A 24,829-nucleotide genomic window follows, 5' to 3' on the forward strand; every position below is an offset into this window, starting at 1 on the left:
TCCTTTTTGGTGTTGAACCGTATTCCAAATGTATAGTATTAGGGAAAAACTTTTTTGACAAATAGAATGGTCTAGTGTATTATTTAACTAATACACTAGACTGGAGATGTAGCAAGCTAAGGAGATGAAGGTATGGATTTAGAATTTGATGATAAGATGCCCATATATCTACAAATTATGGACCGCATAAAGATGGATATTGCTACAGAAAAGTTAAAAGCAAATGATAAATTACCTTCAGTACGGGAAATGGCAACGATTTTAAAGGTAAATCCCAATACCCTGCAAAGAGCCTATCAAGAACTTGAACGACTTGGAATTGTCTATACCCAAAGGGGGATGGGTACATTTGTGGGGGAGCGAAAGCATATGATAGATGATTTGAAACAGGAAATGGCAAAGGAAGTTATCGATTCTTTTATCCTGCGAATGAAGCGTTTGGGGTTTAGCGAGGAAGAGATCATTGCGAGTATTTCTAAAAATATAACAGAGGTGAACAAGCATGTATAATGTATTGGAAGCTGAAAACTTATGTAAATCCTATTTAAATAAAAGAGCATTGCAAGGAGCAAATTTGACGATACAACAAGGAAGAATCCTGGGCCTTCTTGGTCCGAATGGCAGTGGTAAAACTACGTTTTTAAAAATAGCAGCAGGCATATTGCATCCTTCCTCTGGAAAACTACTTATAGATGGCCAAGAACCTGGGGTGTACACAAAGTCTATCGTTTCGTATCTGCCTGACACGGAATATTTATTCAAATGGATGAAAATAAAAGATGCTGTTCAATATTTTAAGGATTTTTACTCTGACTTTGATGAAAAGAAAGCTTTTGCGCTGCTAGAGTTTATGAAACTAGATGCCAATAGCAGTGTTAAGAGTTTGTCAAAGGGCATGAAAGAAAAATTAAAACTAACCTTAGTGCTTTCCCGGAAGGCTAAGCTGTATATACTGGATGAGCCCCTTGGCGGAGTAGATCCTACTGCCCGAGAAAAAATATTAGATGCTATCATCAATAATTTTAGTGAAAACAGCTCCATGATTATTACGACCCATCTTGTAAATGATATTGAACGAATTTTTGATGAGGTGGCATTTATCTCTGACGGAGAAATTGTGCTGCAGGGGAATGCAGAAGAATTACGATTGAACAAGAATAAATCCATTGATGAATTGTACAGGGAGGTGTTTCAATAATGTTTCATCTTATAAAATATGAACTAAGAGGAAAGTTGTTAACCATACTGGGTATTTGCCTAACAGTTATAATCGGAAATCTCTTCTTAATGACCAAGGTAGACTCCTGGCAAATTGGAGCACCTGTGCTATCTGGTTTCTTAGGGGGCGGTGCCCTGGTCGTTATATGCATAGCTTCGTTAACATTGATGAGTGATTATCTGTATGATGACCAAGGTTATCTATTATTTACACTTCCCCAGTCCGGTGTCTCAATCATGGCATCAAGGCTGATTACCGCTGTGATTCAAATCAGCATTGTTTTGATTGTGTCTGTGTCCATGTTTTGTTTACTTGATCAAGGAAGATTACTCAATGCTATTTTGCAGCAAGTTGAAATACGTGAATTACTGTATTTTATCCTAATGCATCTATGGACTATCGTTTCGACATTAACATTTATGTATTTTTGCATGGTTGTTGGAAGAATTGCCTTGAAAGGGAAAAAGGTAGGGAAAATAGGTTCCTTTATTATTTTCTTTCTGCTAAGCATAGCAAGGACAGGGCTATCGGTGGCAATCGCAAATCTCTTTCCCCAGATGGTGCAAATTCATTCTGTCACAACCATGACAATGAATGTTGGAAGCATGATATTTGACATTGTTACCTTTGTTCTGTTATTCATAGCTACTTCTTACCTATTAGAGCACAAGGTAGATCTGTAAAGAGGGAATTGATAAGGAGCGGTAGGTATAGCATCGTAAATACAGTATTAAGAAGAATCATTATTGACAAAATACCCGTAATACCTCTATAATAAATTATAACTCAATAAAGCCTCCTGCAAAGGGGAGTAGCTAAATACAGGTAAGCCGTCAATACGAGTGCAGACTCCGGCTTTCTGGCAATGCAAGTTGTATGCGAGACCTTTGCCTATGAGAAGAGCAATCGAATTGTTTCTTTCCATAGGCGGGGTCTTTTTTGATGTAAAAAAGGGAGGGATAGCAATTGGATTTTACAATTGTTGTAGAGTATGCTTGGATGTTTGTGATTCTTATTTTCTTGGAAGGGATATTGGCGGCTGATAATGCCTGTGTTCTAGGGGTCATGGTTAAACATTTGCCGGTTGAAGAACGCAAGAGGCTCTGATGTACGGGTTGGCAGGAGCATTTGTTTTTCGCGCGGCATCTTTATTCGCAATATCGATGTTGATCGAATGGTGGCAACTGCAAGCGGTAGGAGCGCTTTATTTGATCTTCCTAAGTCTCAATCATATATATAAATCTGTTGTGTGCAGCAATGGAGGGAAAGTTAATTCGGTTGCTGCGGAGGGATCAGGTTTCTGGAATACTGTGATAAAGGTGGAAATCGCGGATATTGCTTTTGCAGCAGACTCCATTCTGGCAGCAGTTGCATTGGCAGTTAGTTTGCCGAAAACTACACTGCCAAGCATTGGAGGACTCGACGGCGGACATTTTGTGGTTGTTTTCGCTGGCGGATTTGTCGGTCTGGTACTAATGCGTTTTGCTGCCCAGTGGTTTGTGGATATCCTGCTTCGTAAACCGGGTTTGGAAACCGCAGCGTATCTGTTGGTCGGCTGGGTAGGTGTCAAGCTGGCAGTTTATACGCTGTCACATCCGGGAGTTGCTTGGCTGGATGCAGGATTTTCTGGTTCAGTAGAATGGAAGCTTATTTTCTGGAGTGGATTTCTCCTGATTTGTCTTGGTGGCTGGTTTTTATCAAAGCCGGTAGAGTTGAAAGAGACGGATTTTTGAATGATATATTTTAGTTGTCTTCTCCATTCGACAAAATCTGACTATTATTTAAAGGTATAATTAACATGGATTAACAAGTAAATGGAGTGGAATTATGAAAAAAATATCGATTATCGCAATTCTATGTCTTTTTGTAATGTCAATGGTTGCTATTGTGTCTGCTGAAGAGATGACTACTCCGCAACACACACACAACGATGCTGTTCAATCAACTGCTAAAACATCCTATCGTCTCGCTATCGTTCCTTATATTAACTCTACAGAAGAAAAGAAAGGCTACATACAAGAAATTGTGGATGGAAAATATACGGAACACTATTCCAACAAAAATTTTCAAATTATTCCCTTGGAAGATGTACAAAAGGCTCTAAATAGTACAGGCTATGATGTTTCAAATCAGGAGCTTGCTGAAAAAGATATCTTAGCTTCTGTTGCGAAACAAACGAATGCGGATTATGTGATTGCCATGGAGATATCACAATTAACAACTACAAGGCATATGAGTTTATTTCAAACTAAAGTAGTATCAAAAGCAAAGCTGCGTTACAAATTTTATAACGCGGAAAACGATAAAGTTGCTTCTTTTCAAGTAACGGGGCTGTCGGAAAATAAAACGGTGTTTGGTGATGTTGGATACAAAGATCCAATTACAAAGGCGTTAAACCAGGCAATGGATGATGCCAATGAAAAAATAAAGAGCTACTTATAAGGTTTTAAACCAATCCCGACTGGCAAATCTGCTGGTCGGGATTTTCATATTTCCTCGGAAATTTCCTAAAAAATTAAGAAATCAAGTCGATCATGTTATAATGGAGTAAGATATGTAAATATTTTTTTTAGTATTAAGAGAAGATAGCGAGGAAGGTGGAACAATGAACGTAGATATTAAAGAAGCCGTGAAGCAAATCGAGGGGCAAATCATTGAATGGCGAAGAGATTTTCACCGATATCCGGAGGCGGCCTGGACTGAGTTTCGTACAGCTGACAGAGTGGTGAAAGTATTGAACAGTTTTGGTTACGACGTTCAATATGGTAGTGAGGTTGTTGAAGAGGCTGCTATGATGGGGGTGCCGACTCAGGACGTTCTAGAAAATAGTTCAAAGAGGGCAATCGAAGAAGGCGCGGACAGTACAGTGGTAGAGAGTATGACAGGTGGTAAAACGGGTGTCGTTGGCACACTATATACTGGTCGCCCCGGTCCTGTAGTGGCGCTGCGTTTTGACATGGATGCTAATGAAGTGCAGGAGAAAACAGATGAGAAGCATCGGCCTTGGCAAGAGGGGTTTGCCTCTCTTCATGCTGGTGTCATGCATGCTTGTGGTCATGACGGACATACAGCTGTTGGGCTGGGAGTGGCAAAAATCTTAAAAGAACAAAAAGCCAATCTTTGTGGAACCGTCAAACTGATTTTTCAACCAGCCGAAGAAGGGGTGCGAGGAGCCAAGGCAATGGTTGAAGCTGGAGTCGTTGATGATGTTGATTATTTATTTGGCATGCATTTAGGTTTCTTGGCTGGGAGCAGTGATCGCTTTATTTGTGGTACTGACGGTTTTTTAGCTACTACAAAATTTGATGCCTATTTTTCGGGTGTGCCGGCCCATGCCGGAGCGGCACCACAGGAAGGACGCAATGCATTGCTTGCTGCGGCTCATGCTGCCATCAGTTTGCATGGGATTCCCCGTCATGCTGCTGGTGTATCGCGCATTAATGTTGGAGTATTGGAAGCAGGCAGCGGGCGCAATGTTATTGCTGATAGAGCTGTTCTAAAACTGGAAACTCGCGGAGAAACTTCAGCGATTAATTGCTTTATGCAGGAAGAGGCTCTGCGAATCATTCACGGAGCTGCTGCCATACAAGGCGTAACCGTAGCCATTCGTGAAATGGGCGGAGCTTCCGGCGGTCAAAGTGATACTGCTATTGCAAATCGCTTGCGGCAGGCGGCAGAGGCTTCGAGTTTGTTTGCCGTGATTGAGGACCGTGGCAGTTTGGGAGCCAGCGAGGATTTCACATGCTTTTTAGAGCGGGTTCAAGAAAGCGGCGGACAAGGCGGATATGCTATGGTCGGAATTAATCGAGCTGCCGGGCATCATGATGGGGCATTTGATTTTGACGAAGCTGCCTTATCAAATGCTGTGACGGTCTTGACATTAGCGGTATCGGATCTTTTGCAAAAAACACGTTGAGTTGAATAGATGAGTTAGTAAACTCCTGCAGGGGCTCTAAAGTATAGCCTTGCAGGAGTTTTTATCACTACTCATGTACTCATATTCGAGTACATACTGAAAAAAGTACTGATACACTTTACTTTAAAAGGCTACCAATGATAACAATAAAAACTACTGGTCCTAGTATTTTAGTTAAATTTTCTACTTGGTAGAAATAGTATTGCCTAAGGAGATGGCGTTCTTCTGATTGGTGATATATACACCTAGAATGACAAATAATCCACCTAAAACAATAGATAGAGTCAGTTTATCGTCAAAAATCATTATGCCAGCCAGTGTAGCCATAATTGGATTAAAATAGCTGAAGATTGCTGTTTTTACGGCACCGATCTTTGCGATTCCTAGATACCAGATAAAGTATGAATAAACGGAGCAAAAAATGGCTAAATACGCTGCGGCTAAAAGGGTAGCCCTGCTAACTGTGGGAAGTTGCTGCAACAATGTTGTTTCAGCTAATACCGTTGGAAAAATTGCAAATGGCAGTAATAGAATGGTTCCAAAAATGTGAATATAAGCCATTGCGATAAATGGACTATACTTTTCTAACACTGTTTTACCTTTAAGAGTAAACCAGGCCCAAACTAGTGCATTTAGAACCAGTAAACCGTCTCCTAAGAGGGTCTTTTGATAGAATATGCTGCCAAATTGTCCTTGGCTTATGACTAGCAGAACACCGAAAAAAGCAATACATATCCCTAACCTGCTGCGAGTAGTCACTTTTTCTTTTTTGGTAATGATGCAGAATAAAGCAGCAAAGACCGGGGTAGTTGCCATAATAAGACCAGCATTTGTACTGGTTGTATATTGCAAACCTGTATAATGAATATAGAAAAATGAAGTAATAGCAAAAAAGCCAAGCAGGAAGAACTGAGGTATATCCTTTTTATCAATGCAGCTAGTTCCCTTTTTAAGCAAAAGAATGAGAGTAAATACTAAAGATGCAATTACAAACCGTAAAATAACCAGGTTCATAGGAAGGAAGTCACGCATTCCAATTTTAGCTGCAACATATGATGTTCCAAGAAATATAGGTACAGTCATTAAAAGCAGATAGATATTATAAAATTTTTTCCAAGGAGAAGGTTTAGTACATGCAATACCTTTGATGTTAAAGTTGTTATAAAGAGTAGTTTGGTCATTCACTACAATCACTCCCAGTCTTTACTAATCATATTTGTTGCAATTATAGCATGACGCAAACTATAATAAAATTATTAATAAAATATACGTTCTATACTGAAAATATATAGTATGAGGTGAGAAAAATGGACATTCGGGATATGAAAAACTTTTATGCCATCGTTGAGGAAGGAAATATCAGCAATGCAGCGAGGCGGCTTAATATAGCGCAGCCACCCCTTAGTAAGCAGATGAAACAGTTAGAAGATAATCTCGGAGTTCAATTGTTTGAGCGCGGAAGTCGTAGAATAAGGCTGACAGAAGCAGGGGAGTTATTACGAGAGCGGGTAGAGCAAATATTAGGGTTAGTCGATGGTACAATTAAAGAAATTACAGAGTTGAATTCAGGCTTAGTCGGTGCGCTGTCAATCGGTACGGTGAGTACATCGGGAGCTACATTGCTTCCAAACCTGCTGCATCAATTTCATAACTTATACCCGAAGGTTACATTCCAGCTATGGGAAGGGGATGGTAATCGTATTTTAGAGCTGCTAAATAATCGAGTGATTGAAATTGGCATTATACGAGCTCCCTTTAATCTAGAAATATATGAATCAATCACTTTGCCCGATGAGCCACTAGTAATTGCGATGAAAAGAGATGTACATTCTTGTGGAAAGGATCCTGAAAAAATTCGGATGATTGAGCTTGTTAACCAACCATTAATTATTCCGCTAAGGTGGAAGGCTATGTTTGTTGAATGGTGCCGAAAAGCCGGATTTAAGCCGAATATTGTATGTATAAGTGATGGAATTTTACTCAATATAATATGGACGAAACTAGGAATTGGCATGGCCTTAGTGCCAAAGTCTACCCAGGAACTCATTTCTGATTCAGAACTGACTTATAAAACTATTGTGGAGCCCACCGTATCGACACAAACGGTAATTGTCTGGGCGAGAAATCACAAATTGTCTGCTAGCAGTAAGCACTTCTTGGATTTGTTAAAAGCTACGCTTCTCAAGTAATACAGCGTAATATTATTAAGCGCTACTTGCAAGACCCCGCTTTTTTGTCTTTCGTTTTAAAAGTGGGGTTTGTCTATGTCTATGCTTTGGTCCTGGGTCTTATATAAATAAAAGCGTAGATTTTTAAAAGGCAAAAAGCGACATCAGTTTTTGCTAAATATTATCATTTCACGGAAAAATATACAATATTAGACATTTAAAGAGGAACATGGTAATTTATATAGAATTATACTATATGGTAATTTCGAACAATGTAGAAAGGAGGTTTATTGGTGAAGAACAATAAGGTAGTATACATTAAAGACATGAAAAGAACAAATCAGGTAATATTTTTGAATGCCATTTTCTATCAAAAGGAAATGTCACGTACCGAATTGGCTGAATTTACCGGACTAAATCCGGCAACGGTTGCTGTTTTAACAAAACAACTTCTTGATATAAAAATGATAGTCGAGATCTGGGAAATAATGCCTAATAGCAGCAAAAAAGTAACTAAAGTATCCCTATTGCAGATTAATCCCCATGGTGGCTGCATATGTGCGGTAAGCGTCCTGTCTAACACTATAACCTATACATTGTTTAACATGAAATTAGAAAAAATAGAGGAATTCATCGTAGAAAACTCCGAAGAAATTATCCTGCAGCAGTTGTTTGAAAACTTGGTGGAAAACATAGATCTACTGCTCGCCAATAGGCCGAAATTCAGTAAGAAACTACTTGGTATTAGCATCAGCATTCCTCGGGAGTACGATGATATGGATAGAAAAGTCCTGCTCGATACCGGGGTGTCGGCAGATAGGATGAACCTTGATTTTGCTTTAGGTTTCAAGTATAAACAACCTGTATTTATTGAACCAACGATCCATTCACGCGCGATAGCGGAATACTATTTAGGTGCAGCTAAGAACATGGAGGAATTTATTTTTATTGATGTCAGTGAGGACATTCAGACCGTCGTTGTACAAAAGGGTCAAATTGTAAAGATGCCCCTTGTAGTACACAGCAATCTGGGACACATTATTATTGATCGGAATGGTCCGAAGTGCAGCTGTGGTCAACGAGGCTGTCTAGGAGTACTGGTTACCACAGGTGCTATTGTGAAACGCGTTAAACGGGATCTGCTTGGAGAAAAAGCAACGCTTGTACATGAATTATCCGGTGGGGATATGAATCAGGTTAATTTTGATATGATTATCCGGTGCACCAATGAGGGGGATCGCTTTATCGAGGATATTATCGCGAAGACGGCAGAAATGCTATGTACCGGGATATTCAACATGATGGCTCTGCTTAATATAAATAATGTTGTTATTGACGGCAAGGTGGGGCGGCTAACAAATTTTTCCCATGCACTGGCAGAGGCTTGGGGAAAACATATCCTATTTCAAAAGGAACGCAGCTGTGTACTTGTAACGTCGTTGCCCCAGGAAGAGGTGAATATAGGAAACGGCGCTATTGTTTTGCGTAATTATTTAGAAACAGGTTTTATCGAAGACAAGTTGGCAGCTTATGATAATACCTATAGAAAGTACAAATATAAGTAAGCCTTGCCTATGCAAGGCTTACTTATATGCCGATTTGTCAGGAGGATAAATTTATGTTAACTGCAATTGGGATGCTTGGCTTGTTTTTGGTCATCACAGGGCTGATGGTTACCCGCAAGCTACCGGCTCTGCTTGCGCTGCCCATTTTAGCAGTAGGTGTGGCAGTAATTGCTGGCGTACCGTTGGTTGATACCGGCGGCGAAAAGGATATGGGGATATTGAATTATGTAATTCAGGGAGGTGCCACCCGCTTGGTGGCTACTTACTGTGCGGTCATTTTAGGGGCATGGTTGGGGCAATTTATGAATCAAACCGCCGTTTCCAAAAGAATTGTCAAAGGAGCGGCGGAATTGGGTGGTGACAACCCCTTGTTGGTTACTGTATTAATAACGCTGGCGGTGGCTTTACTTTTTACAACAATTGAAGGACTAGGAGCCGCTATTATGACAGCTACTATAGTAGTACCGATTATGACTTCGGTAGGCGTACCAGGGATTACTGCTGCCTGCATGATGTTGTTCGGTATGGCGACCGGCGGTATTGTCAATATGTCCAACTGGGCTTTTTATACTATGGCTACCGGCGTGGCGCAGAGTGATGTGCAGACCTTTACTTTAACCTTAGCAGCGTTAACTGCAATAATTAGTCTCTTGTTTGCCATCATTGAATTCAAACGTACGGGAATTAAATTTGCATGGGCGGCTCATACAGCTACTAAATTTTCACTGCAGATGCAAGAAGAGAAGCCCCCGGTGTTGTCGTTGGTTACGCCGATAATCCCCATCTTTTGTGTCATTCTTTTTAACTGGCCCATATTACCGGCCTTTCTTGCTGGTCTTGTCTGGTGTTTCCTGACAGTATATCTTTTATCGGCGCAAAGGAAATTTAGCCAATTAACATCACTCCTTATGAAAGCGGCCTTCGAGGGAGTTTCCGACAGCGCTCCGGCTGTTCTGTTAATGATTGGTATTGGGATGGTACTCAATTCTTTTATGCATCCCATTGTAGCTAAGAATATAACGCCTTTCCTACAGGCTGTTATTCCGTCACAACAGATCACTTACATCGTGTTTTTCTCGTTACTGGCACCGCTGGCTTTGTATCGGGGGCCGCTTAACCTGTGGGGGTTAGGAAGTGGCATTGCTGCTGTGATTATCGGTCTCAAGATATTGCCTGCGCCTGCGGTGTTTAGCGCCTTCTTATCTGCCGAAAGAGTGCAATATATCGGTGATCCGACCAATACACACAATGTTTGGTTGTCCAACTATGTTGGAGTGGATGTGAACCAAATACTTGTAAAGGTGCTGCCCTATATCTGGGGACTAGCTATAATTGGCATTATAATTTCCAGTTCTATGTGGTTCTAATACGTCGTGATCAGCATGGAGGTATTATAATAAATGAAAATCAGAATAGGCATCGACGTTGGTGGAACATTTACTGATGCCGTTGCAATTGACGACAATACTTACAGTATTATCGGTACTCTAAAAATACCTACCACACATGCGGAAAAAGAAGGTGTGGCCCGAGGCGTTAGTCAAGTTATCCAAAGAATCATGGAAAAGTATAATATACAGCATGAAGATGTGGTATTTATTGCTTACGGTACTACACAGGCTACCAATGCTTTGCTGGAAGGTGATGTCATTCCAGTAGGAATTATCGGTATGGGAAAGGGACTAGAAGGGGTTAAAGCCAAAAGCGATACTCAGGTAGGAGATATTGAGCTTGCGACTGGCAGGTATTTAAAGACCTTTCATCGTTATATTGACATTGCTAAAGATAATCATTTAGAGAAATCTATCCATGAACTAAAAGAGAATGGCTGCCAGGTTATTGTCGCCAGCGCTGCTTTTGCTGTGGATGATCCGTCTACCGAAGAAACAGCTATTACTAAGGCGGTAGAATTAGGATTGTTGGCAACCGGAAGCCATGAAATATCAAAACTGTACGGTTTGAAAATAAGGACACGGACGGCTGTCATCAATGCCAGTATATTGCCGAAGATGATTGAAACTGCGGATATTACAGAAAGAAGTGTTCGGTTAGCAGGTATACAAACTCCTTTAATGATTATGCGCGGCGACGGTGGCGTAATGGATATTGATGAAGTTCGCAAGCGACCGATTTTGACTATGCTATCTGGGCCGGCTGCAGGTGTTGCCGGGGCTTTGATGTATGAAAAAATTTCAGACGGAATATTCCTGGAGGTTGGTGGTACTAGTACTGACATTTCCGCTATTCGTAATGGCAAGGTTATGATTTCTTATGCAGAGGTTGGAGGTCATAAAACCTATCTCCATTCACTGGACATTCGCACTGTCGGCGTTGGCGGCGGGAGCATGATCCGGATTGATGATAACGGTGTGGCAGATGTAGGGCCGCGCAGCGCTCATATTGCGGGACTGGCATATGCTGCATATGCTAGTCCCGATGATATTATTGACCCAGAAATTATGTTAGTACAACCCAAGGAAGGGGACCCGGCTAATTATGCTGCCATCAGATGTAAAAACGGCAAGGAATATACTGTTACTCTTTCGTGTGCAGCCAATGTTCTAGGATATAGTAGGCCGGGAGATTATGCGCACGGCTGCCAGGAAGCTACTTATAAGGCACTTGTACCTTTCGCTGAAAAATACTGCACTACAGTGGAAGAGTTTGCTAAGAAAATTATGGAAATAGCAGCAAAGAAAAATGCAGTGGTGTTAAAAAATCTCATTACTGATTATAAGTTTGATCTTTCCAATACAGTCTTAGTGGGCGGTGGTGGAGGAGCGACGGCAGTTGTTCCTTATTTAGCTCAATATATGGGGCTTGAGCATAGAATTTCTAAGACTGCCGAAGTTATTTCTCCTATTGGGGTAGCGTTGGCAATGGTGAGGGAGGTTGTTGAGCGAACAATTGATAATCCAACTGTTGATGATATTATACGAGTGCGCAGAGAAGCTGAACAGGCGGCAATTCATTCAGGAGCCGCTCCTGGATCTATTGAACTGAGTGTTGAAGTGGACGCTCCACGCAATATTGTAAGGGTAATTGCTACAGGCATTACCGAGCTTCGTACCAAAGAACGAATGCAGAAGCGGCTGTCTGATGCGGAAATCTTACAAGTTGCGGCTAAGTCCATGAAAGTGGAATCAAGTTCAGTGCAAGTTATTGGAATTACCGGTGAGATATACATTGTTCGTGGAGAAACCATCAAGAAAAAAATGTTCGGACTGATTAAGAATGTTTGTCATCCTTTACGGGTAATTGACAGTGAAGGTGTAATTAGAATACAGAGATCAGGGGGGGGGATTTTTAAGCTTTCTTTAACCAATTTTGAGCTGGAACTTGAGCGAGCCATTGAACAATGTACTACGTATGGTGATGGCGGCAAGCAATTACCAGATGTTTTCTTGCTGTATTACAAAAAAATAATGGACTTTTCAGGACTTATTAATACATCACAAATTGTTTCGGTTGCCAAACTGGAAGTCAGTGGGCTCGATGAAGAAAGTATAATTTATGCCTTTATTAGTGGAAAAGACACGGAAGGGAGATGTCTTTTCTAAATGGAGCACTTCTTTTATGATAAATATCGGCTTGGTATGTGGGAAATCCAGCATGATATTCTTTTTTACAGAATACCTCCTGAACGTTACTACCAGCTCATTGATTTTGCCTGGAACGTTGGTCGTGAAACTGCCATCGAGTATTGTGAGAAATACCAGACTCGTGTGCCAAGCGAATTAGCTGGCAGGATGGAACTGTCTTTACTGGAGATTGATGAGAATTTCATTTTGTCTGAAACCCAGGTTTATAGCGAATATTTTAGCAATCTAAAACGGATTGTACTATATAAAAATACTATTTTAAAAGAAGTAAAGAGGTGCAGCGACAGGGAGCGCACGTATTGTGAAAGCTATGATCAGATACGGGAACTTTTTATTGCTCATGAAATTTATCATCACATTGAGTGCCATCATAAAGGACTTACTTCCAAAAAGCAAAAGATTATTACATTCAGAATTGGACCCTTAAAAATTACCTCCGGCATAAGAGCATTGTGTGAAATTGGGGCTCATAGCTTTACCAAGGCCTTACTGCGGATGGATGAGGAGGTTTCGTATGTACGATTATGATGTTGTAATTGTAGGTGGAGGAGTTTCTGGAGCCGTAGCTGGAATAGCCTGCGCCAGAATGGGCGTTAAAACATTAATCATTGAGAAAATGGGATTTTTAGGCGGTATGCTTACGGCTGGGGGTGTTGGACCGATGATGACTTTTCACGCCGGGGATATTCAAGTAGTTAGGGGCATTGCCGAAGAAATCGTACAAAAACTTAAGGAACAGGGAGGTTCACCTGGACATATTGTAGATACGACAGGCTATACTTATACGGTAACTCCTTTTGATGCGGAACTACTAAAGCATGTTCTGGAGAATATGTTTCTGGCGGCTGGAGGAGAAATTCTGTACCATAGTATGCTACTCAAGGCTACTGTTCAGACAGGAAAAATCAAAGCTATTCATGTATGTACTAAATCGGGTTCCATAGAATTTACAGCCCGAATATTCATTGACGCTACTGGTGATGGGGATTTAGCAGCGTTGAGCGGTGTGGGTTTTTTGTTGGGACGAGACACGGATAATTTATGTCAGCCGGTAACCATGAATATGAAAGTCAGAAATGTGGATATCGAAAAGTTAAAAGAATGCATACGGCAAGATCCTGGTGATTTTCCGAATACTAGCGTGGATCTTTTGGATAAGGCACCCAGGTTATCAATGGGAGGCTTTAAAAAGATTTTCGACGAAGGCAGAAAAAACGGAGAAATTACTTTTTCCCGAGAGTTCATTTTATTGTTTGAGACCAGCAATCCCGGTGAAGTAATTGTCAACACTACCCGTGTACAAAAGGTGAATCCAACAGATTTCTGGCAGCTTTCCGGCGCTGAAATAGAAGGACGGCGTCAGGCCTTGGAACTGTTTGGTTTTATGAACAACAGGGTGCCTGGTTTTGAAAAATCGATACTAATGTATACTGGACCTAATGTAGGAGTGAGGGAATCCCGTAAAATTAAAGGCAACTATATTCTTACGGCAAAAGATCTGTTTGACGGGTTACGGTTTGAAGATGAAATTGCTTGCGGCGGTTATCCTGTAGATGTTCATAGTCCTGATGGTGAAGGTACAAACAGTCGACATTTAGCTTGGGGAGTAATATATGGAATCCCGTACAGATGTTTAACTAATTCTAAAGTCGATAATCTCATCAATGTGGGGCGCTGTATATCTGTTACGCATGAAGCTTGTGCGTCAGTGCGGGTATCGCCAATTGCAATGGCAGTCGGGCAAGCCGGTGGTATAGCTGCAGCATGGGCTGCTATACATAATAGTAATGCGGTAGCCGTTAAATATCCGGAAATTAGAACTCAACTCTTAGAAAGCGGTGCATATCTTCGATAGATTGCTAACTTTGGGTGTCAATAATTTATACGGATTATGTCGTTAGCTCAGAACAAGCATCAAGCGAGGCTAAGTCGTCACCGAAAAGTGCTTTTTGTGGTTTAGAAATTAACAACCCTTTTCTGCCTTTAGTGACCTGAATGAATCCTTCCTGTTGTAGGCAAGTTAGTGACTTTCTTACCACACTCTCTGGCAGTGCTAACGCTGCAGCCAATGATCTTCGACCAATGGATGTTTCCTGTTCATTACATTTAGCTATTGTGGTGAGAATTAGGGAGTGGATATCGTGACAGCCATTCCCATGGACGTTGATCGTATCTGAATGCAGTTCTTCGGACAGCATATCGGGCGAGGGAGGATGAGAGGGAGAAATAGTAACAAGATATTCAATTACATTTTGCAGTTCTCTAATATTCCCGGGCCAGTCATATGAAAAAAAGTGCGATGCAATAAGCCTAAAATACATGTCAGACGGAATTGCATTTTCCTGCCGACGGCAATGAACATCGTAGAACTTTTCTGCCAGTAGAAGAATATCTGCTTTTCTGTCTTTTAACGATGGCATCTTTATGGGTAAGACATTCAAACGATAATATAAATCTTGGCGAAAAATATTTTTTGCAATTAGCTTTTTTAAATCCCTATTGGTAGCGGTAATGACTCTAACATCAATTGGAATAATTCGTGATCCACCGATACGACGGACTTGTTTTTCTTGGAGTACTCTTAACAGTTTGACCTGAAAAGGCAAAGGCGCATCACCTACTTCATCTAAGAAAATGGTTCCTTTATGGGCTTGTTCAAATAGACCAGCGGATCCACCTTTACGGGCACCAGTAAAGGAACCTTCCTCATAACCAAAAAGTTCGCTTTCTAACAAATTTTCCGTCATTGCTGCAAAATTTACTGCGACAAACGGACCACTTTTTCGTGGTGAAGCATTGTGAATACTTTGGGCTAAAAGCTCTTTTCCTGTGCCGCTTTCTCCTAGAATCAGGATGGGAGCATCAGATACGGCCATTTTGCGTGCCAGCTCTAAGGTGTGTTTTATTTCCTGGCTATGGAGATACGGAGGTTTATGATGTGACGGGATGTCTTGTTGTCCCTGGCTTTGTTGATCAACATGTTCATTTGATAGGCGGCGGAGGAGAAGGCGGATTCTCAACCAGAACGCCGGAGGTGATGCTGAGTGAACTTACCACTGCTGGGATTACTACAGTGGTAGGAACTTTGGGAACGGATAGTGTTACAAGACATATGGAATCTTTACTGGCAAAGGCTAAAGGGTTAGAAGAAGAAGGGATTTCTACCTGGATATATACTGGGGCCTATGATGTCCCTGTTCCCACAATTACAGGCAGCGTACGTTCTGATATTCTTCTTATTGATAAAGTCGTTGGTGTTGGTGAAGTCGCTATGTCAGATCATCGTTCTTCCCAACCATCAAAAGAAGATTTTGCACAATTAGCAGCCCAGGCGCGAGTTGGTGGGATGCTGTCGGGTAAAGCGGGAGTCTTGCATATCCATCTGGGAGATGGAAAGGGAAAGCTGGATTGGGTATTCGATATAATAACCCAAACAGACTTGCCGATTACACAATTTACCCCCACACATTTCAATAAAAATAAGGAATTGTTTATGGAGGGGATACGATTTGCGAAAGCAGGAGGCATGTTAGATATAACAACCAGTAGTTCAACGATATCTCCTGGACGTATACAGCCGCCTGAAGCAGTAAAAATGTGTATTGGAGCAGAGGTGCCTTTAGAGAAGGTCACTATGAGCTCAGATGGCAACGGAAGCTTGCCCGTTTTCAGTAAAAATGGTGAATTGACTGGCTTGATGGCAGCATCGCCACGCAGTTTATATCAGGCTGTTCGTAATATTGTTGAAGCTGGAATATTGCCTTTAGAGGATGCAATCAAATTAGTAACCATCAACCCGGCTAAATCTTTAAAATTACCTAAGAAAGGCATGATATCGAAGGGGTATGATGCCGATATTGTAGTACTTGATAAAACGCTGACTATTCGTCATGTATTTGCCAAAGGACGCTGTATGGTCAAAGAGCAGCAGGCGGTTGTAAAAGGTGTTTTTGAAAAATAAATTATCATGATAGTTAAATAAGCTTTGCAGAAAAAGAGCATGGTCTAAACTAAATAATAGTAGTAAAAATAGCCCGGAAGTTTTCTTTTATAGAAGACTTCCGGGCTTACTAACTTTTTCGGCAATTTGTTTTATTAATGATTAAACTTTAGGGGCAGGCGGCAGCTTCTTTTGTCCCATATTCAGGATAATGTTTAAAATTACGGCTGTTAACGCACCTGTTACAATTCCATTTTCAAAGAACATTTTTAGTAGTGGCGGAAATTTAACAAAGAGATTGGGGACGACAGTGACTCCTAAACCTAAAGCAACAGAGCAGGCAATAACCAGTAAGTTTTCATTGCTGGCGAAATCAACTTTACTGAGCATTTTAATTCCTGAGGCAACGACGATTCCAAACATGGCAATCATGGCTCCACCCAGTACGGAATTTGGAATAATCATAGCTAGTGCTGCGAATTTAGGTATCAGTCCTAACACTATGAGCATAAAACCAGCAACAATGGTTACATTAGTGGTCTTAGAATGGGAAAGCTGTACGAGGCCAACATTTTGGGAGAATGTTGTATAAGGAAAAGAATTGAAAATACCTCCCAGGATTACAGCAATTCCTTCGGCTCGATAGCCGCGAGTCAGGTCGGTTTCTGTTATTTTCTTGCCGCAAATCTCACCCAGTGCCATGAAAACTCCTGTTGATTCAATCATGCTGACAATTGCAACAACAATCATGGTGATAATTGCACTTGGTTCAAAAGTGGGCATTCCGAAATAGAAGGGAGTGATCATATTAAACCATGAAGCTTGGGCAACACTGCTGAAGGAAACATTGCCCATTAGTGCCGCGACAATGGTTCCGGCAATTAATCCCAGTAAGACGGAAATAGAACGGATAAATCCTGTGGTAAAGCGATTTAATAATATGATAAATAATAGCACGCCAAAAGCTAGAGCAAAGTTGGATAGGGAACCAAAATCTGCACTTCCTACACCCCCAGCCACATTGTTAATGGCGACTGGAACCAATGTGATACCGATAATCGTAACGACAGAACCTGTCACAACAGGCGGGAAGAACGTAACCAGTTTTGAAAAGTAATTTGCGATGAGTACCACGAAAAGACCGGAGCATATAATGGAGCCATACATGGCTGTCATACCATACTGGCTTCCAATACTAATCATGGGGAAAACAGCTGTAAAGGTACAACCTAGTACAACCGGCAAACCAATTCCACAGAAAGGATTTCGCCATGCTTGCAGCAGAGTGGCAAGACCGGAAGTTAGTAAATCAGCTGCAATAATATAACCCATTTGTTCAAAGTTTAATTTAAGAGCGCCGCCAACAATAAGGGGAACGATAATTGCACCAGCGTACATGGCAAGCACATGCTGAGTGCCAAGCAGATATGTTTTCCCGGCAGAGTTTTTCATACACAATCCTCCTAGTGATACTGATTATAGAAAATTGACTTGTCCATTTGAAAAGGAAGCGATTCGAGCTAACGATTCTACACGATACCCAGCTTGCAGTAACTTTTGAGCACCAGGCTGGAAGGATTTTTCGATTACAATGCCTATTCCTGTTACTTTTGCATTGGCTTGCTCCACAATAGATGCTAAACCTGTAGCAGCTTCTCCATTGGCTAGGAAGTCATCGATAATAAGTACATGATCGTCCTCTTGTAGAAATTTTTTAGAGACAATAATATTGTTACTCTCGCGCTTTGTAAAGGAATAGACCGTGGTACAGTATAAGGCTTCATTGGAAACCACTGATTTTTTCTTTCTAGCGAAAATGACGGGAACATTAAGGATTAGTCCTGCCATTACCGATACGGCGATACCGGAGGATTCAATCGTCAAGATTTTCGTAATCGATTCTCCACTAAAGCGTTTAGCAAACTCCTCTCCCATTTTCAGCATAAGCTGAGGGTCAATTTGTTGGTTTAAAAAGGAGTCAACTTTGAGTAAGGAGTCGTTTAAAACTTGTCCGTCAGACTGAATCCTTTTTTTTAATAAATCCATAAGCCCTCCTTTAGTTCTTTAAAATAAAAAAAGCCCTGATAGGGAATCTCCGCGTTGTAGAAAATGAGCGAAAATTCCCCATCAGGACTTTATCCTTGGGTGTGGTGTATGATCACCTGTATCATTGGATCACGACTACTAATGAAAGTAACGTAGCGCGTAGACCTTAGATACACTTTCACTCGTAGACAGGCAATTTACGGCTGCCGGTAGAAACTTCTGGGCCATATCCCCAAAATTATACGAGACTATTTACATGTGGTTTATTGTAGCAGTCTCAAAACTCATTGTCAATAAAGAGTAACGCTTATTTTGTCGAAAAAACGTATATTTCTAATATTTAACTTTCTTTGCTTCATCAATCCTTTACAATCATTCTTCTTATCAACTGTATTCGTCGCGATAAGACAATAAATTCCTGTAAAAGCCCTATAAAAACTTGCAGGAATTTTGTCTTCTAATTGTAAATAAGGTAATATAGTTACTACTTTTATAAAAGAGCCATTAAACTCTATGTGGTTGGATCTATGTACAAAAATGTAATCAAGGGAGCAAAGAGATATGACGGATACAACGTTCCAAGAAGAAACCATAATACGGACATCAGGCTCCCATAATTGCGGCGGTCGCTGCATTGTTAAGGCTCATGTAAAAGGCGGACGCATTATTCGCATTACCAGTGATGATGAACGTCCCGATACGGATAAAAGACCCCAATTGCGTGGCTGCCTCCGCTGCCGGGCCTACAGGAGCTACTTGTATCATGATGATCGGCTGAAGTATCCGATGAAGCGAGTCGGCAAACGAGGAGAAGGTCTATTTGAACGTATTTCCTGGGAGGAAGCCCTAGACACGATTGCAGATCATACAAAACGAATTATGGCTGAGTATGGTCCAGAGGCTATTTATCTGTCATATGCTACAGGCAATGCAGGGAAGACGTCGGAACGGGTCTGGATGAGACGGCTGCTGGCACTCTATGGAGGCTACTTGGATTACTATGGAACATATAGTTCAGCTTGTACGAACGCAGCAACCCCCTATACATATGGGACTGTCAATACTGGCAGCAGCCGAGAAGACTGGGTTAATTCGAAGCTTATCATTCTGATGGGATTTAACCCGGCGACAACCATTCATGGAACAAATACAGCTTATTATCTAAAAAAAGCGAAGGCAGCTGGGGCAAAAATCATCTGTATCGATCCACTGTATTCGGATACTGCTATCGCTCTGGCTGATCAGTGGATACCCATACGCCCCACCACCGATAGTGCTCTTTTGGATGCAATGGCCTATGTGATCATTACAGAAAATCTACAAGATCAGTTATTCTTGGATACCTATTGTCTCGGTTTTGATGAGGATCATATGCCGGAAGATGTTCCAGCGGGCAACTCATACAAAAGTTATATTCTTGGCACGGGCACAGATCCGGTTCCTAAAACCCCTGCTTGGGCGGAAAGATCAACAGGCATTCCAAGGGAGATCATTATTCAGCTGGCTAGGGAATATGCCCTAAATAAACCCGGTGCACTCATTCAGGGATTTGGACCCCAGCGCCATGCCTATGGTGAACAGCCGCCCCGCAGTGCGGCTGCTCTTGCTGCTATGACAGGAAATATTGGCATAAAAGGCGGCTGGGCCTCTGGCTGCGGTTCACCATGCCGCAAACAGTATGTTGGTTCGATTCCCATCAATAACCCCTGCAAAGCAGCGATCTCCATGTACATGTGGCCGCTGGCGATTCAAAAGGGCACTGAACTAGGGAAAAAGGAGGGCGTCCGGGGTGTTGATAAGCTGTCAGCCAACATTAAACTAATATTTAATCTGGCAGGCAACTGCCTCATCAATCAGCATTCTGATACTAATGGAACGGCAGAACTGTTAACCGATGAAAAGTTAGCTCAATTTATTGTAGTCAGTGATCATTTTCTTACAAGCAGCGCGAAGTTTGCTGACATTTTGCTGCCGGGTGATAATTTCATGGAGCGAGAAGATATTGTATTACCCTGGTCTGCTGGTGATTATGTGTTGTTTATGAATAAGGCAGTGGATACGGTTTATGAATGTCGAAACGGATATGACTGGGTCAGGGATTTAGCTGAAAGACTGGAGCTTGCAGATGAATTTACCCAAGGAAGGACGTTAGAAGACTGGCTGCGTTTTATTGTTGATGAAACCCGCAAGGAAAATCCCGGTTTTCCCTCCTATGAAGAATTTAAAGAAAAGGGTGTGTATGACTGGGAGTATGAGGAACCTGCAATTGCTTTTAAGGAGCAGATCGAAGATCCCGAGCACCATCCTTTTCCCACCCCTTCTGGGAAAATCGAATTTTTCTCATTACGCTTATGGGAATTAGATAAGCCTGCTGAAGTGCCTGCCATTCCAAAATATATCCCTGCCTGGGAAGGACCGGAAGATCCCCTGCGAGACACGTATCCGCTGCAATGCATTGGTCATCATACCAAACGGCGCGTACATTCCATGTTTGACAATAGTGACTGGATGGAGCAGGCAGAAGCACAGGTATTTTGGATTAGCGTATATGATGCAAAAAAGCGCGGCATAAAAAATGGTGAAAGGGTTTGTATCTATAATGCCCGCGGCAAAGTCATACTCACCGCTAAAGTCACTCCCCGTATTATGCCGGGGGTGGTTTCAATACCCCAGGGGGGCTGGTGGTCACCTGATAAGGAAGGCATCGACCAACGCGGCTGCATCAATACATTAACCAAATACCAGCCGACACCACTGGCTTTTGCGAATCCTCAACATACCAACTTGGTTGAAGTGGTGAAACTGGATCAGATGGAGGCAAAGGGATGAGCAAACAAATGGCATTTTATGTTGAGCAAAAACATTGTACGGGCTGCAGCGCCTGCCAGATTGCCTGCAAAGATAAGCATAATCTACCTGTCGGTCAGAATTTTAGACGAATTCATGCCTATGAAGGCGGCGGTTTTACCATTTCCGGCAATGTTGTTCATCAAAATACATATGCCTATTGGATACCGGTTAGCTGCAATCATTGTGTAGATGCTCCTTGCATTGCCGTGTGTCCAAGTAAAGCGATATACAAAAGACAAGAAGATGGATTGGTGCTGATTAACGAAAAGAGCTGCATTGGCTGCCGCCGTTGTTTCTTAGTCTGTCCTTATCAGGCACCACAGTTTGATGCTGCCACCAGCAAGATGAAGAAATGTGACTTCTGCCAAGATCTCCTGCTGCAAGGAACAGCACCGGCTTGTGTTTCAGCCTGCCCTATGCGGGTGCTGGGATATGGCGAGCTTAGTGAATTACAGAAAAAGTATGGTAATACCAGCTGGGTAAAGGGACTGCCCAATACAGCAAAAATCAAACCGGCTTGGGTCCTGGTACCCCACCGTGATGCAGTCTTGGTAGAAACAATGTAGTTTTGGTGGAGAAAAACAGGAGGTGTAATTCATGATTTGGATTGGTATTTTAATTGTAGCTTTAACATTTTTTGCTATCATCAAACGTTATGAAACTAGGTTGGTTCTATTTGTAGCTGGCGTGGCAATGGCTTTAGTCGTTGGCAAGCCTTTAGTAGCCATAGATGCTTTCGCTAAAACAATGGTTAGCGGAGGGCTTGTAACAACGATCTGTACAGTGATGGGCTTTTCTTATGTAATGAAATTAACTGGCTGTGATAGTCATCTGGTAAACGTATTAACTAGTTTGCTAAAACAAGCTAAATTTGTTCTGATACCAGGAGCGGTTATCGTAACATGGATCATTAATATTGCTTTACCGAGTACAGCTGGATGTGCTGCTGCTGTTGGCGCCGTATTAATACCTACATTGATCGTATCTGGCGTACACCCTGCGATGGCTGCTGCTTGTGTCATGTCTGGTACGATTGGCAGTGTCATGAGTCCGGGTCTTGCACATAATCCATTTGTCGCTAAATTAGCCAATGTTAATGTGATGGCAGTGATCGCTGGTCATACTATTCCTGCCCTTATTTCACTTGCTGTTGCAGCAACAATGCTAACGATTGTTTCTCATTTGCGAAAAGAAGGTGCTAGCGCTGAGCGATCTACTGAAATTGCCAATGATGGTGAAAAATTTGAGATTAACGTTGTAAAAGCTGTAGTTCCTATCATTCCTCTGGTCTTGTTGGTACTAGGGAGCAAAATGGTTGCTCTGATTCCTGAGGTCACAGTTCCCCAAGCTATGATTATAGGTGCCATGCTTGGATTTGTCGTAACATGGGGCAATGCACAAGAAATATCCAAAAGCTTTTTTAAGGGCATGGGTGACTCTTATGGAGAAATAATGGGTATTATTATTGCAGCAGCTGTATTCACCCAGGGAATGGATACCATTGGACTTACTGGTGCACTGATTGAAAATATGAAAGAATCACAGGATGTAGCAAGATATGCCGCATCCATCGGTCCATTTTTTCTCGCAGTTTTAAGTGGATCAGGTGATGCGGCTGCTCTTGCTTTCAATGGTGCGGTTACTCCACATGCTGCGCAGTTTGGGTTTAAAATTACAGATATGGGCTCCCTTGCTACAATATCTGGTGGTTTAGGACGTACAATGTCTCCCGTTGCTGGTGGTGCCATTGTATGTGCAACAATAGCTGGTGTAAATCCCATGGAGATCGCTAAACGTACCGCCCCAGGAATGTTTTGTGCCCTTGTTGCTGTCTTAATTGTTTTCTCATTCAACTAATTTGCTGTTTGATCCAATGTCGAGTACGATATATCATGAATAACAGGGCTTATGTACCACAATAGTTGTACAAATAGTGGTACATAAGCCCTGTTATTATGCTGCCTGTTACATTTTTTCGTGAGTTGCCATATGATGGAATAGCGATTATAATTGCTTTGAAAAGAGTTACTTATTGCTACAATTTAAGTTAGAACTTTTTTGTAAGGAGATCAAAATGGAGATACGACATCTGGAATATTTCATAGAGGTAGCGCGGCAAAAGAGTTTTAGTAAGGCGGCTGACCAAATGCATATTTCCCAGCCGTCGATTAGTAAAATAATTAAAGAAATTGAGAGTCATTTTGGAGTGGTACTATTTTACCGAACTACAAAATATGTGGAATTGACTGATGCAGGTGAAATAATCTTACAACAAGCAGAGAATATTGTTTCATCTTTTCAAAATATAAGTGCTAATTTAGTTGGAGGATCTAATTTAAAATCAGGGAAAATACGGATTGGTATTCCGCCAATTACGGGTCTGACATCATTCTCCCGCTTATTTGGCCCTTTTAAAAGGGCCTATCCGAATATTAATATACAGCTATTTGAGTTCGGATCGAAGAGAATTGAAACTGGTATTCTAGATGGGACGCTAGACGTAGGTATAATATGTATTCCACCTAGTGATCAGGAACTTTATGAAATGATTTGCAGTATCCAAGATCCCCTTCGGCTCGTCGTCCATCCAGAGCACCCTTTTGCCAAATGTGAAATCATTGACTATGCGAATCTGATCAATGAATCCTTTGTGCTGTATAGTAATGACTTTAGTTTAAATGATCTCATTATCGATCGGTGCATGCAAGCAGGTTTCCGTCCAAATGTTATTTTTGAAACGTTGCAGCTTGAGCTGATGACTCAACTGGTAGCAGATCATTTCGGTATAGCTCTTTTGCCAAGTACCGTTTGTCAACACTTGGACACTAATGCACTGAAGTCCCTTCCATTAGCTGATCCGCCAATCTATTTACAGTTAGGAGTGGCTTGGAAAAAAGAACGATATGTTTCTCACGCCACAAAAGCATGGCTGCAGTTTGTAAAAGATAAGATCGACTTCGATGATAAAAAACCTGATATTACGCGGCATCAATGGTTTTGGGATACTGCTGCTCCGTCCTAGATAAAGACATCAATTTCATTTTTCACCTATGTATACATAGGCAATTACACCAATCCTGTCCTGTGTTGACTGCTTTTAGGCTACTTATTCCGAATCTAAATGCAATATATGCCGAATCCGTATTTCACTTCCGATTGTAAGAGGAATACAATAAGATCAAGGCAAGCGTTATAAGTATGCTAAGCAGTCACATAGGATTAGGAGGGATATCGTGAGCAGTTCGATCAATGTTCTAGATCAGAGTATCTTTGATAAACCAGAAGAAGAATCTTCTGCTGAAGTTAAAAAAGATGAAGCAAAAATCGTGGATATTACCCAGCAGCAATGGTTTTGGGATCAGGCAGTAATGTCATAAAAATCGTTTTTGTTGTATTGGACTACAAAGTAATAGAAATTTTGCAGGTTTGGCACTTTTGCCAAGCCTTTTTTCTGCTATCCGGGACACAAGACCAGCTAACTAAAGTCAAGCCCTCACTAGAAAAAAATGATCACTTCAAAAAT

General features: G+C 41.5%; 21 protein-coding genes, 1 pseudogene and 1 riboswitch. Of the genes and pseudogenes, 18 read left to right on the forward strand and 4 right to left on the reverse strand.

Annotated elements, in window-relative coordinates:
- The first annotated feature begins 132 nt into the window (after nt 1–132).
- From LMF89_RS05010 to LMF89_RS05040, 6 genes and pseudogenes are all read left to right on the forward strand, one after another.
- Nucleotides 133–510 carry a GntR family transcriptional regulator gene (locus LMF89_RS05010; protein ID WP_229534160.1) on the forward strand — a complete coding sequence of 126 codons (378 nt, stop codon included), beginning with the start codon at nt 133–135 and terminating at the stop codon, nt 508–510.
- Complete coding sequence (locus LMF89_RS05015; protein ID WP_229534161.1) at nt 503–1,198, forward strand: ABC transporter ATP-binding protein; 696 nt, start codon at nt 503–505, stop codon at nt 1,196–1,198. The genes LMF89_RS05010 and LMF89_RS05015 overlap by 8 nt, the downstream gene beginning before the upstream one ends.
- Entirely contained in the window at nt 1,198–1,902 is a 705-nt protein-coding gene (locus tag LMF89_RS05020) for a hypothetical protein (protein WP_229534162.1), read from the forward strand. The genes LMF89_RS05015 and LMF89_RS05020 overlap by 1 nt, the downstream gene beginning before the upstream one ends.
- Nucleotides 1,903–2,218: 316 nt before the next feature.
- Nucleotides 2,219–2,952: pseudogene (locus LMF89_RS05030) on the forward strand (TerC family protein).
- Nucleotides 2,953–3,046: 94 nt separating this feature from the next.
- A complete protein-coding gene (locus tag LMF89_RS05035) occupies nt 3,047–3,661 on the forward strand; it encodes a hypothetical protein (protein WP_229534165.1) in 615 nt (204 codons plus the stop codon).
- A 163-nt stretch (nt 3,662–3,824) separates the two neighbouring features.
- Complete coding sequence (locus tag LMF89_RS05040; RefSeq protein WP_229534166.1) at nt 3,825–5,135, forward strand: amidohydrolase; 1,311 nt, start codon at nt 3,825–3,827, stop codon at nt 5,133–5,135.
- A gap of 183 nt (nt 5,136–5,318) precedes the next feature.
- Here LMF89_RS05040 and LMF89_RS05045 read toward each other — a convergent pair whose 3' ends face one another.
- Nucleotides 5,319–6,320 carry a DMT family transporter gene (locus tag LMF89_RS05045; protein ID WP_229534167.1) on the reverse strand — a complete coding sequence of 334 codons (1,002 nt, stop codon included), beginning with the start codon at nt 6,318–6,320 and terminating at the stop codon, nt 5,319–5,321.
- Nucleotides 6,321–6,442: 122 nt separating this feature from the next.
- Between LMF89_RS05045 and LMF89_RS05050 the strand changes: the two genes are divergently transcribed.
- From LMF89_RS05050 to LMF89_RS05075, 6 genes are all read left to right on the forward strand, one after another.
- Nucleotides 6,443–7,324, forward strand: a complete 882-nt coding sequence (locus LMF89_RS05050) for a LysR family transcriptional regulator (protein ID WP_229534168.1) — start codon at nt 6,443–6,445, stop codon at nt 7,322–7,324.
- Nucleotides 7,325–7,596: 272 nt separating this feature from the next.
- Nucleotides 7,597–8,868 (forward strand): ROK family protein, encoded by a 1,272-nt coding sequence (locus tag LMF89_RS05055; RefSeq protein WP_229534169.1) that lies wholly within the window; start codon nt 7,597–7,599, stop codon nt 8,866–8,868.
- A 53-nt stretch (nt 8,869–8,921) separates the two neighbouring features.
- Entirely contained in the window at nt 8,922–10,235 is a 1,314-nt protein-coding gene (locus LMF89_RS05060) for a hypothetical protein (RefSeq protein ID WP_229534170.1), read from the forward strand.
- Nucleotides 10,236–10,268: 33 nt separating this feature from the next.
- The gene (locus LMF89_RS05065) at nt 10,269–12,428 is read left to right on the forward strand and encodes a hydantoinase/oxoprolinase family protein (protein ID WP_229534171.1); all 2,160 of its coding nucleotides are present in this window, start codon (nt 10,269–10,271) and stop codon (nt 12,426–12,428) included.
- Complete coding sequence (locus tag LMF89_RS05070; RefSeq protein WP_229534172.1) at nt 12,429–12,998, forward strand: hypothetical protein; 570 nt, start codon at nt 12,429–12,431, stop codon at nt 12,996–12,998.
- On the forward strand, nt 12,985–14,325 hold the full coding sequence (locus tag LMF89_RS05075; protein ID WP_229534173.1) for an FAD-dependent oxidoreductase: 1,341 nt from the start codon (nt 12,985–12,987) through the stop codon (nt 14,323–14,325). The genes LMF89_RS05070 and LMF89_RS05075 overlap by 14 nt, the downstream gene beginning before the upstream one ends.
- Nucleotides 14,326–14,359: 34 nt before the next feature.
- Here LMF89_RS05075 and LMF89_RS05080 read toward each other — a convergent pair whose 3' ends face one another.
- Nucleotides 14,360–15,346 carry a sigma 54-interacting transcriptional regulator gene (locus LMF89_RS05080; protein ID WP_229534174.1) on the reverse strand — a complete coding sequence of 329 codons (987 nt, stop codon included), beginning with the start codon at nt 15,344–15,346 and terminating at the stop codon, nt 14,360–14,362.
- A gap of 62 nt (nt 15,347–15,408) precedes the next feature.
- Between LMF89_RS05080 and iadA the strand changes: the two genes are divergently transcribed.
- Nucleotides 15,409–16,431 (forward strand): beta-aspartyl-peptidase, encoded by a 1,023-nt coding sequence (iadA, locus tag LMF89_RS05085; protein ID WP_229534175.1) that lies wholly within the window; start codon nt 15,409–15,411, stop codon nt 16,429–16,431.
- Between the two features lie 141 nt (nt 16,432–16,572).
- On the opposite strand, the gene LMF89_RS05090 is transcribed toward iadA, so the two are convergent.
- The gene (locus tag LMF89_RS05090) at nt 16,573–17,862 is read right to left on the reverse strand and encodes a nucleobase:cation symporter-2 family protein (RefSeq protein ID WP_229534176.1); all 1,290 of its coding nucleotides are present in this window, start codon (nt 17,860–17,862) and stop codon (nt 16,573–16,575) included.
- A gap of 24 nt (nt 17,863–17,886) precedes the next feature.
- Entirely contained in the window at nt 17,887–18,456 is a 570-nt protein-coding gene (locus LMF89_RS05095) for a xanthine phosphoribosyltransferase (protein WP_229534177.1), read from the reverse strand.
- Nucleotides 18,457–18,621: 165 nt separating this feature from the next.
- Nucleotides 18,622–18,722, reverse strand: a riboswitch (purine riboswitch).
- A gap of 295 nt (nt 18,723–19,017) precedes the next feature.
- On the opposite strand from LMF89_RS05095, the gene LMF89_RS05100 reads away from it, so the two are divergent.
- The 5 genes from LMF89_RS05100 (at nt 19,018) to LMF89_RS05120 (ending at nt 24,683) form a co-directional block, all read left to right on the forward strand.
- Nucleotides 19,018–21,285 (forward strand): DMSO/selenate family reductase complex A subunit, encoded by a 2,268-nt coding sequence (locus LMF89_RS05100; protein WP_229534178.1) that lies wholly within the window; start codon nt 19,018–19,020, stop codon nt 21,283–21,285.
- Entirely contained in the window at nt 21,282–21,872 is a 591-nt protein-coding gene (locus LMF89_RS05105; protein ID WP_229534179.1) for a DMSO/selenate family reductase complex B subunit, read from the forward strand. Before LMF89_RS05100 ends, LMF89_RS05105 begins: the two co-directional genes overlap by 4 nt.
- 31 nt (nt 21,873–21,903) lie before the next feature.
- Complete coding sequence (gene dcuC, locus LMF89_RS05110) at nt 21,904–23,163, forward strand: C4-dicarboxylate transporter DcuC (RefSeq protein WP_229534180.1); 1,260 nt, start codon at nt 21,904–21,906, stop codon at nt 23,161–23,163.
- 217 nt (nt 23,164–23,380) lie between these two features.
- Nucleotides 23,381–24,328 (forward strand): LysR family transcriptional regulator, encoded by a 948-nt coding sequence (locus LMF89_RS05115; protein WP_229534181.1) that lies wholly within the window; start codon nt 23,381–23,383, stop codon nt 24,326–24,328.
- Nucleotides 24,329–24,539: 211 nt separating this feature from the next.
- Nucleotides 24,540–24,683: a hypothetical protein gene (locus LMF89_RS05120; RefSeq protein WP_007961169.1), complete on the forward strand. Its 144-nt coding sequence runs from the start codon at nt 24,540–24,542 to the stop codon at nt 24,681–24,683.
- The last annotated feature ends 146 nt before the right edge of the window (nt 24,684–24,829 follow it).

The organism is Pelosinus baikalensis (genome assembly GCF_020819555.1).
Lineage (GTDB): Bacteria > Bacillota > Negativicutes > DSM-13327 > DSM-13327 > Pelosinus > Pelosinus baikalensis.

Bases quoted from the DNA above. Each gene is read 5' to 3' on its own strand.
- LMF89_RS05010 (WP_229534160.1), top strand. From the start codon at position 133: ATGGATTTAGAATTTGATGATAAGATGCCCATATATCTACAAATTATG.
- LMF89_RS05015 (WP_229534161.1), top strand. From the start codon at position 503: ATGTATAATGTATTGGAAGCTGAAAACTTATGTAAATCCTATTTAAAT.
- LMF89_RS05020 (WP_229534162.1), top strand. From the start codon at position 1,198: ATGTTTCATCTTATAAAATATGAACTAAGAGGAAAGTTGTTAACCATA.
- LMF89_RS05035 (WP_229534165.1), top strand. From the start codon at position 3,047: ATGAAAAAAATATCGATTATCGCAATTCTATGTCTTTTTGTAATGTCA.
- LMF89_RS05040 (WP_229534166.1), top strand. From the start codon at position 3,825: ATGAACGTAGATATTAAAGAAGCCGTGAAGCAAATCGAGGGGCAAATC.
- LMF89_RS05050 (WP_229534168.1), top strand. From the start codon at position 6,443: ATGGACATTCGGGATATGAAAAACTTTTATGCCATCGTTGAGGAAGGA.
- LMF89_RS05060 (WP_229534170.1), top strand. From the start codon at position 8,922: ATGTTAACTGCAATTGGGATGCTTGGCTTGTTTTTGGTCATCACAGGG.
- LMF89_RS05065 (WP_229534171.1), top strand. From the start codon at position 10,269: ATGAAAATCAGAATAGGCATCGACGTTGGTGGAACATTTACTGATGCC.
- LMF89_RS05070 (WP_229534172.1), top strand. From the start codon at position 12,429: ATGGAGCACTTCTTTTATGATAAATATCGGCTTGGTATGTGGGAAATC.
- LMF89_RS05075 (WP_229534173.1), top strand. From the start codon at position 12,985: ATGTACGATTATGATGTTGTAATTGTAGGTGGAGGAGTTTCTGGAGCC.
- LMF89_RS05080 (WP_229534174.1), bottom strand. From the start codon at position 15,346: ATGGCCGTATCTGATGCTCCCATCCTGATTCTAGGAGAAAGCGGCACA.
- LMF89_RS05090 (WP_229534176.1), bottom strand. From the start codon at position 17,862: ATGAAAAACTCTGCCGGGAAAACATATCTGCTTGGCACTCAGCATGTG.
- LMF89_RS05095 (WP_229534177.1), bottom strand. From the start codon at position 18,456: ATGGATTTATTAAAAAAAAGGATTCAGTCTGACGGACAAGTTTTAAAC.
- LMF89_RS05100 (WP_229534178.1), top strand. From the start codon at position 19,018: ATGACGGATACAACGTTCCAAGAAGAAACCATAATACGGACATCAGGC.
- LMF89_RS05105 (WP_229534179.1), top strand. From the start codon at position 21,282: ATGAGCAAACAAATGGCATTTTATGTTGAGCAAAAACATTGTACGGGC.
- dcuC (WP_229534180.1), top strand. From the start codon at position 21,904: ATGATTTGGATTGGTATTTTAATTGTAGCTTTAACATTTTTTGCTATC.
- LMF89_RS05115 (WP_229534181.1), top strand. From the start codon at position 23,381: ATGGAGATACGACATCTGGAATATTTCATAGAGGTAGCGCGGCAAAAG.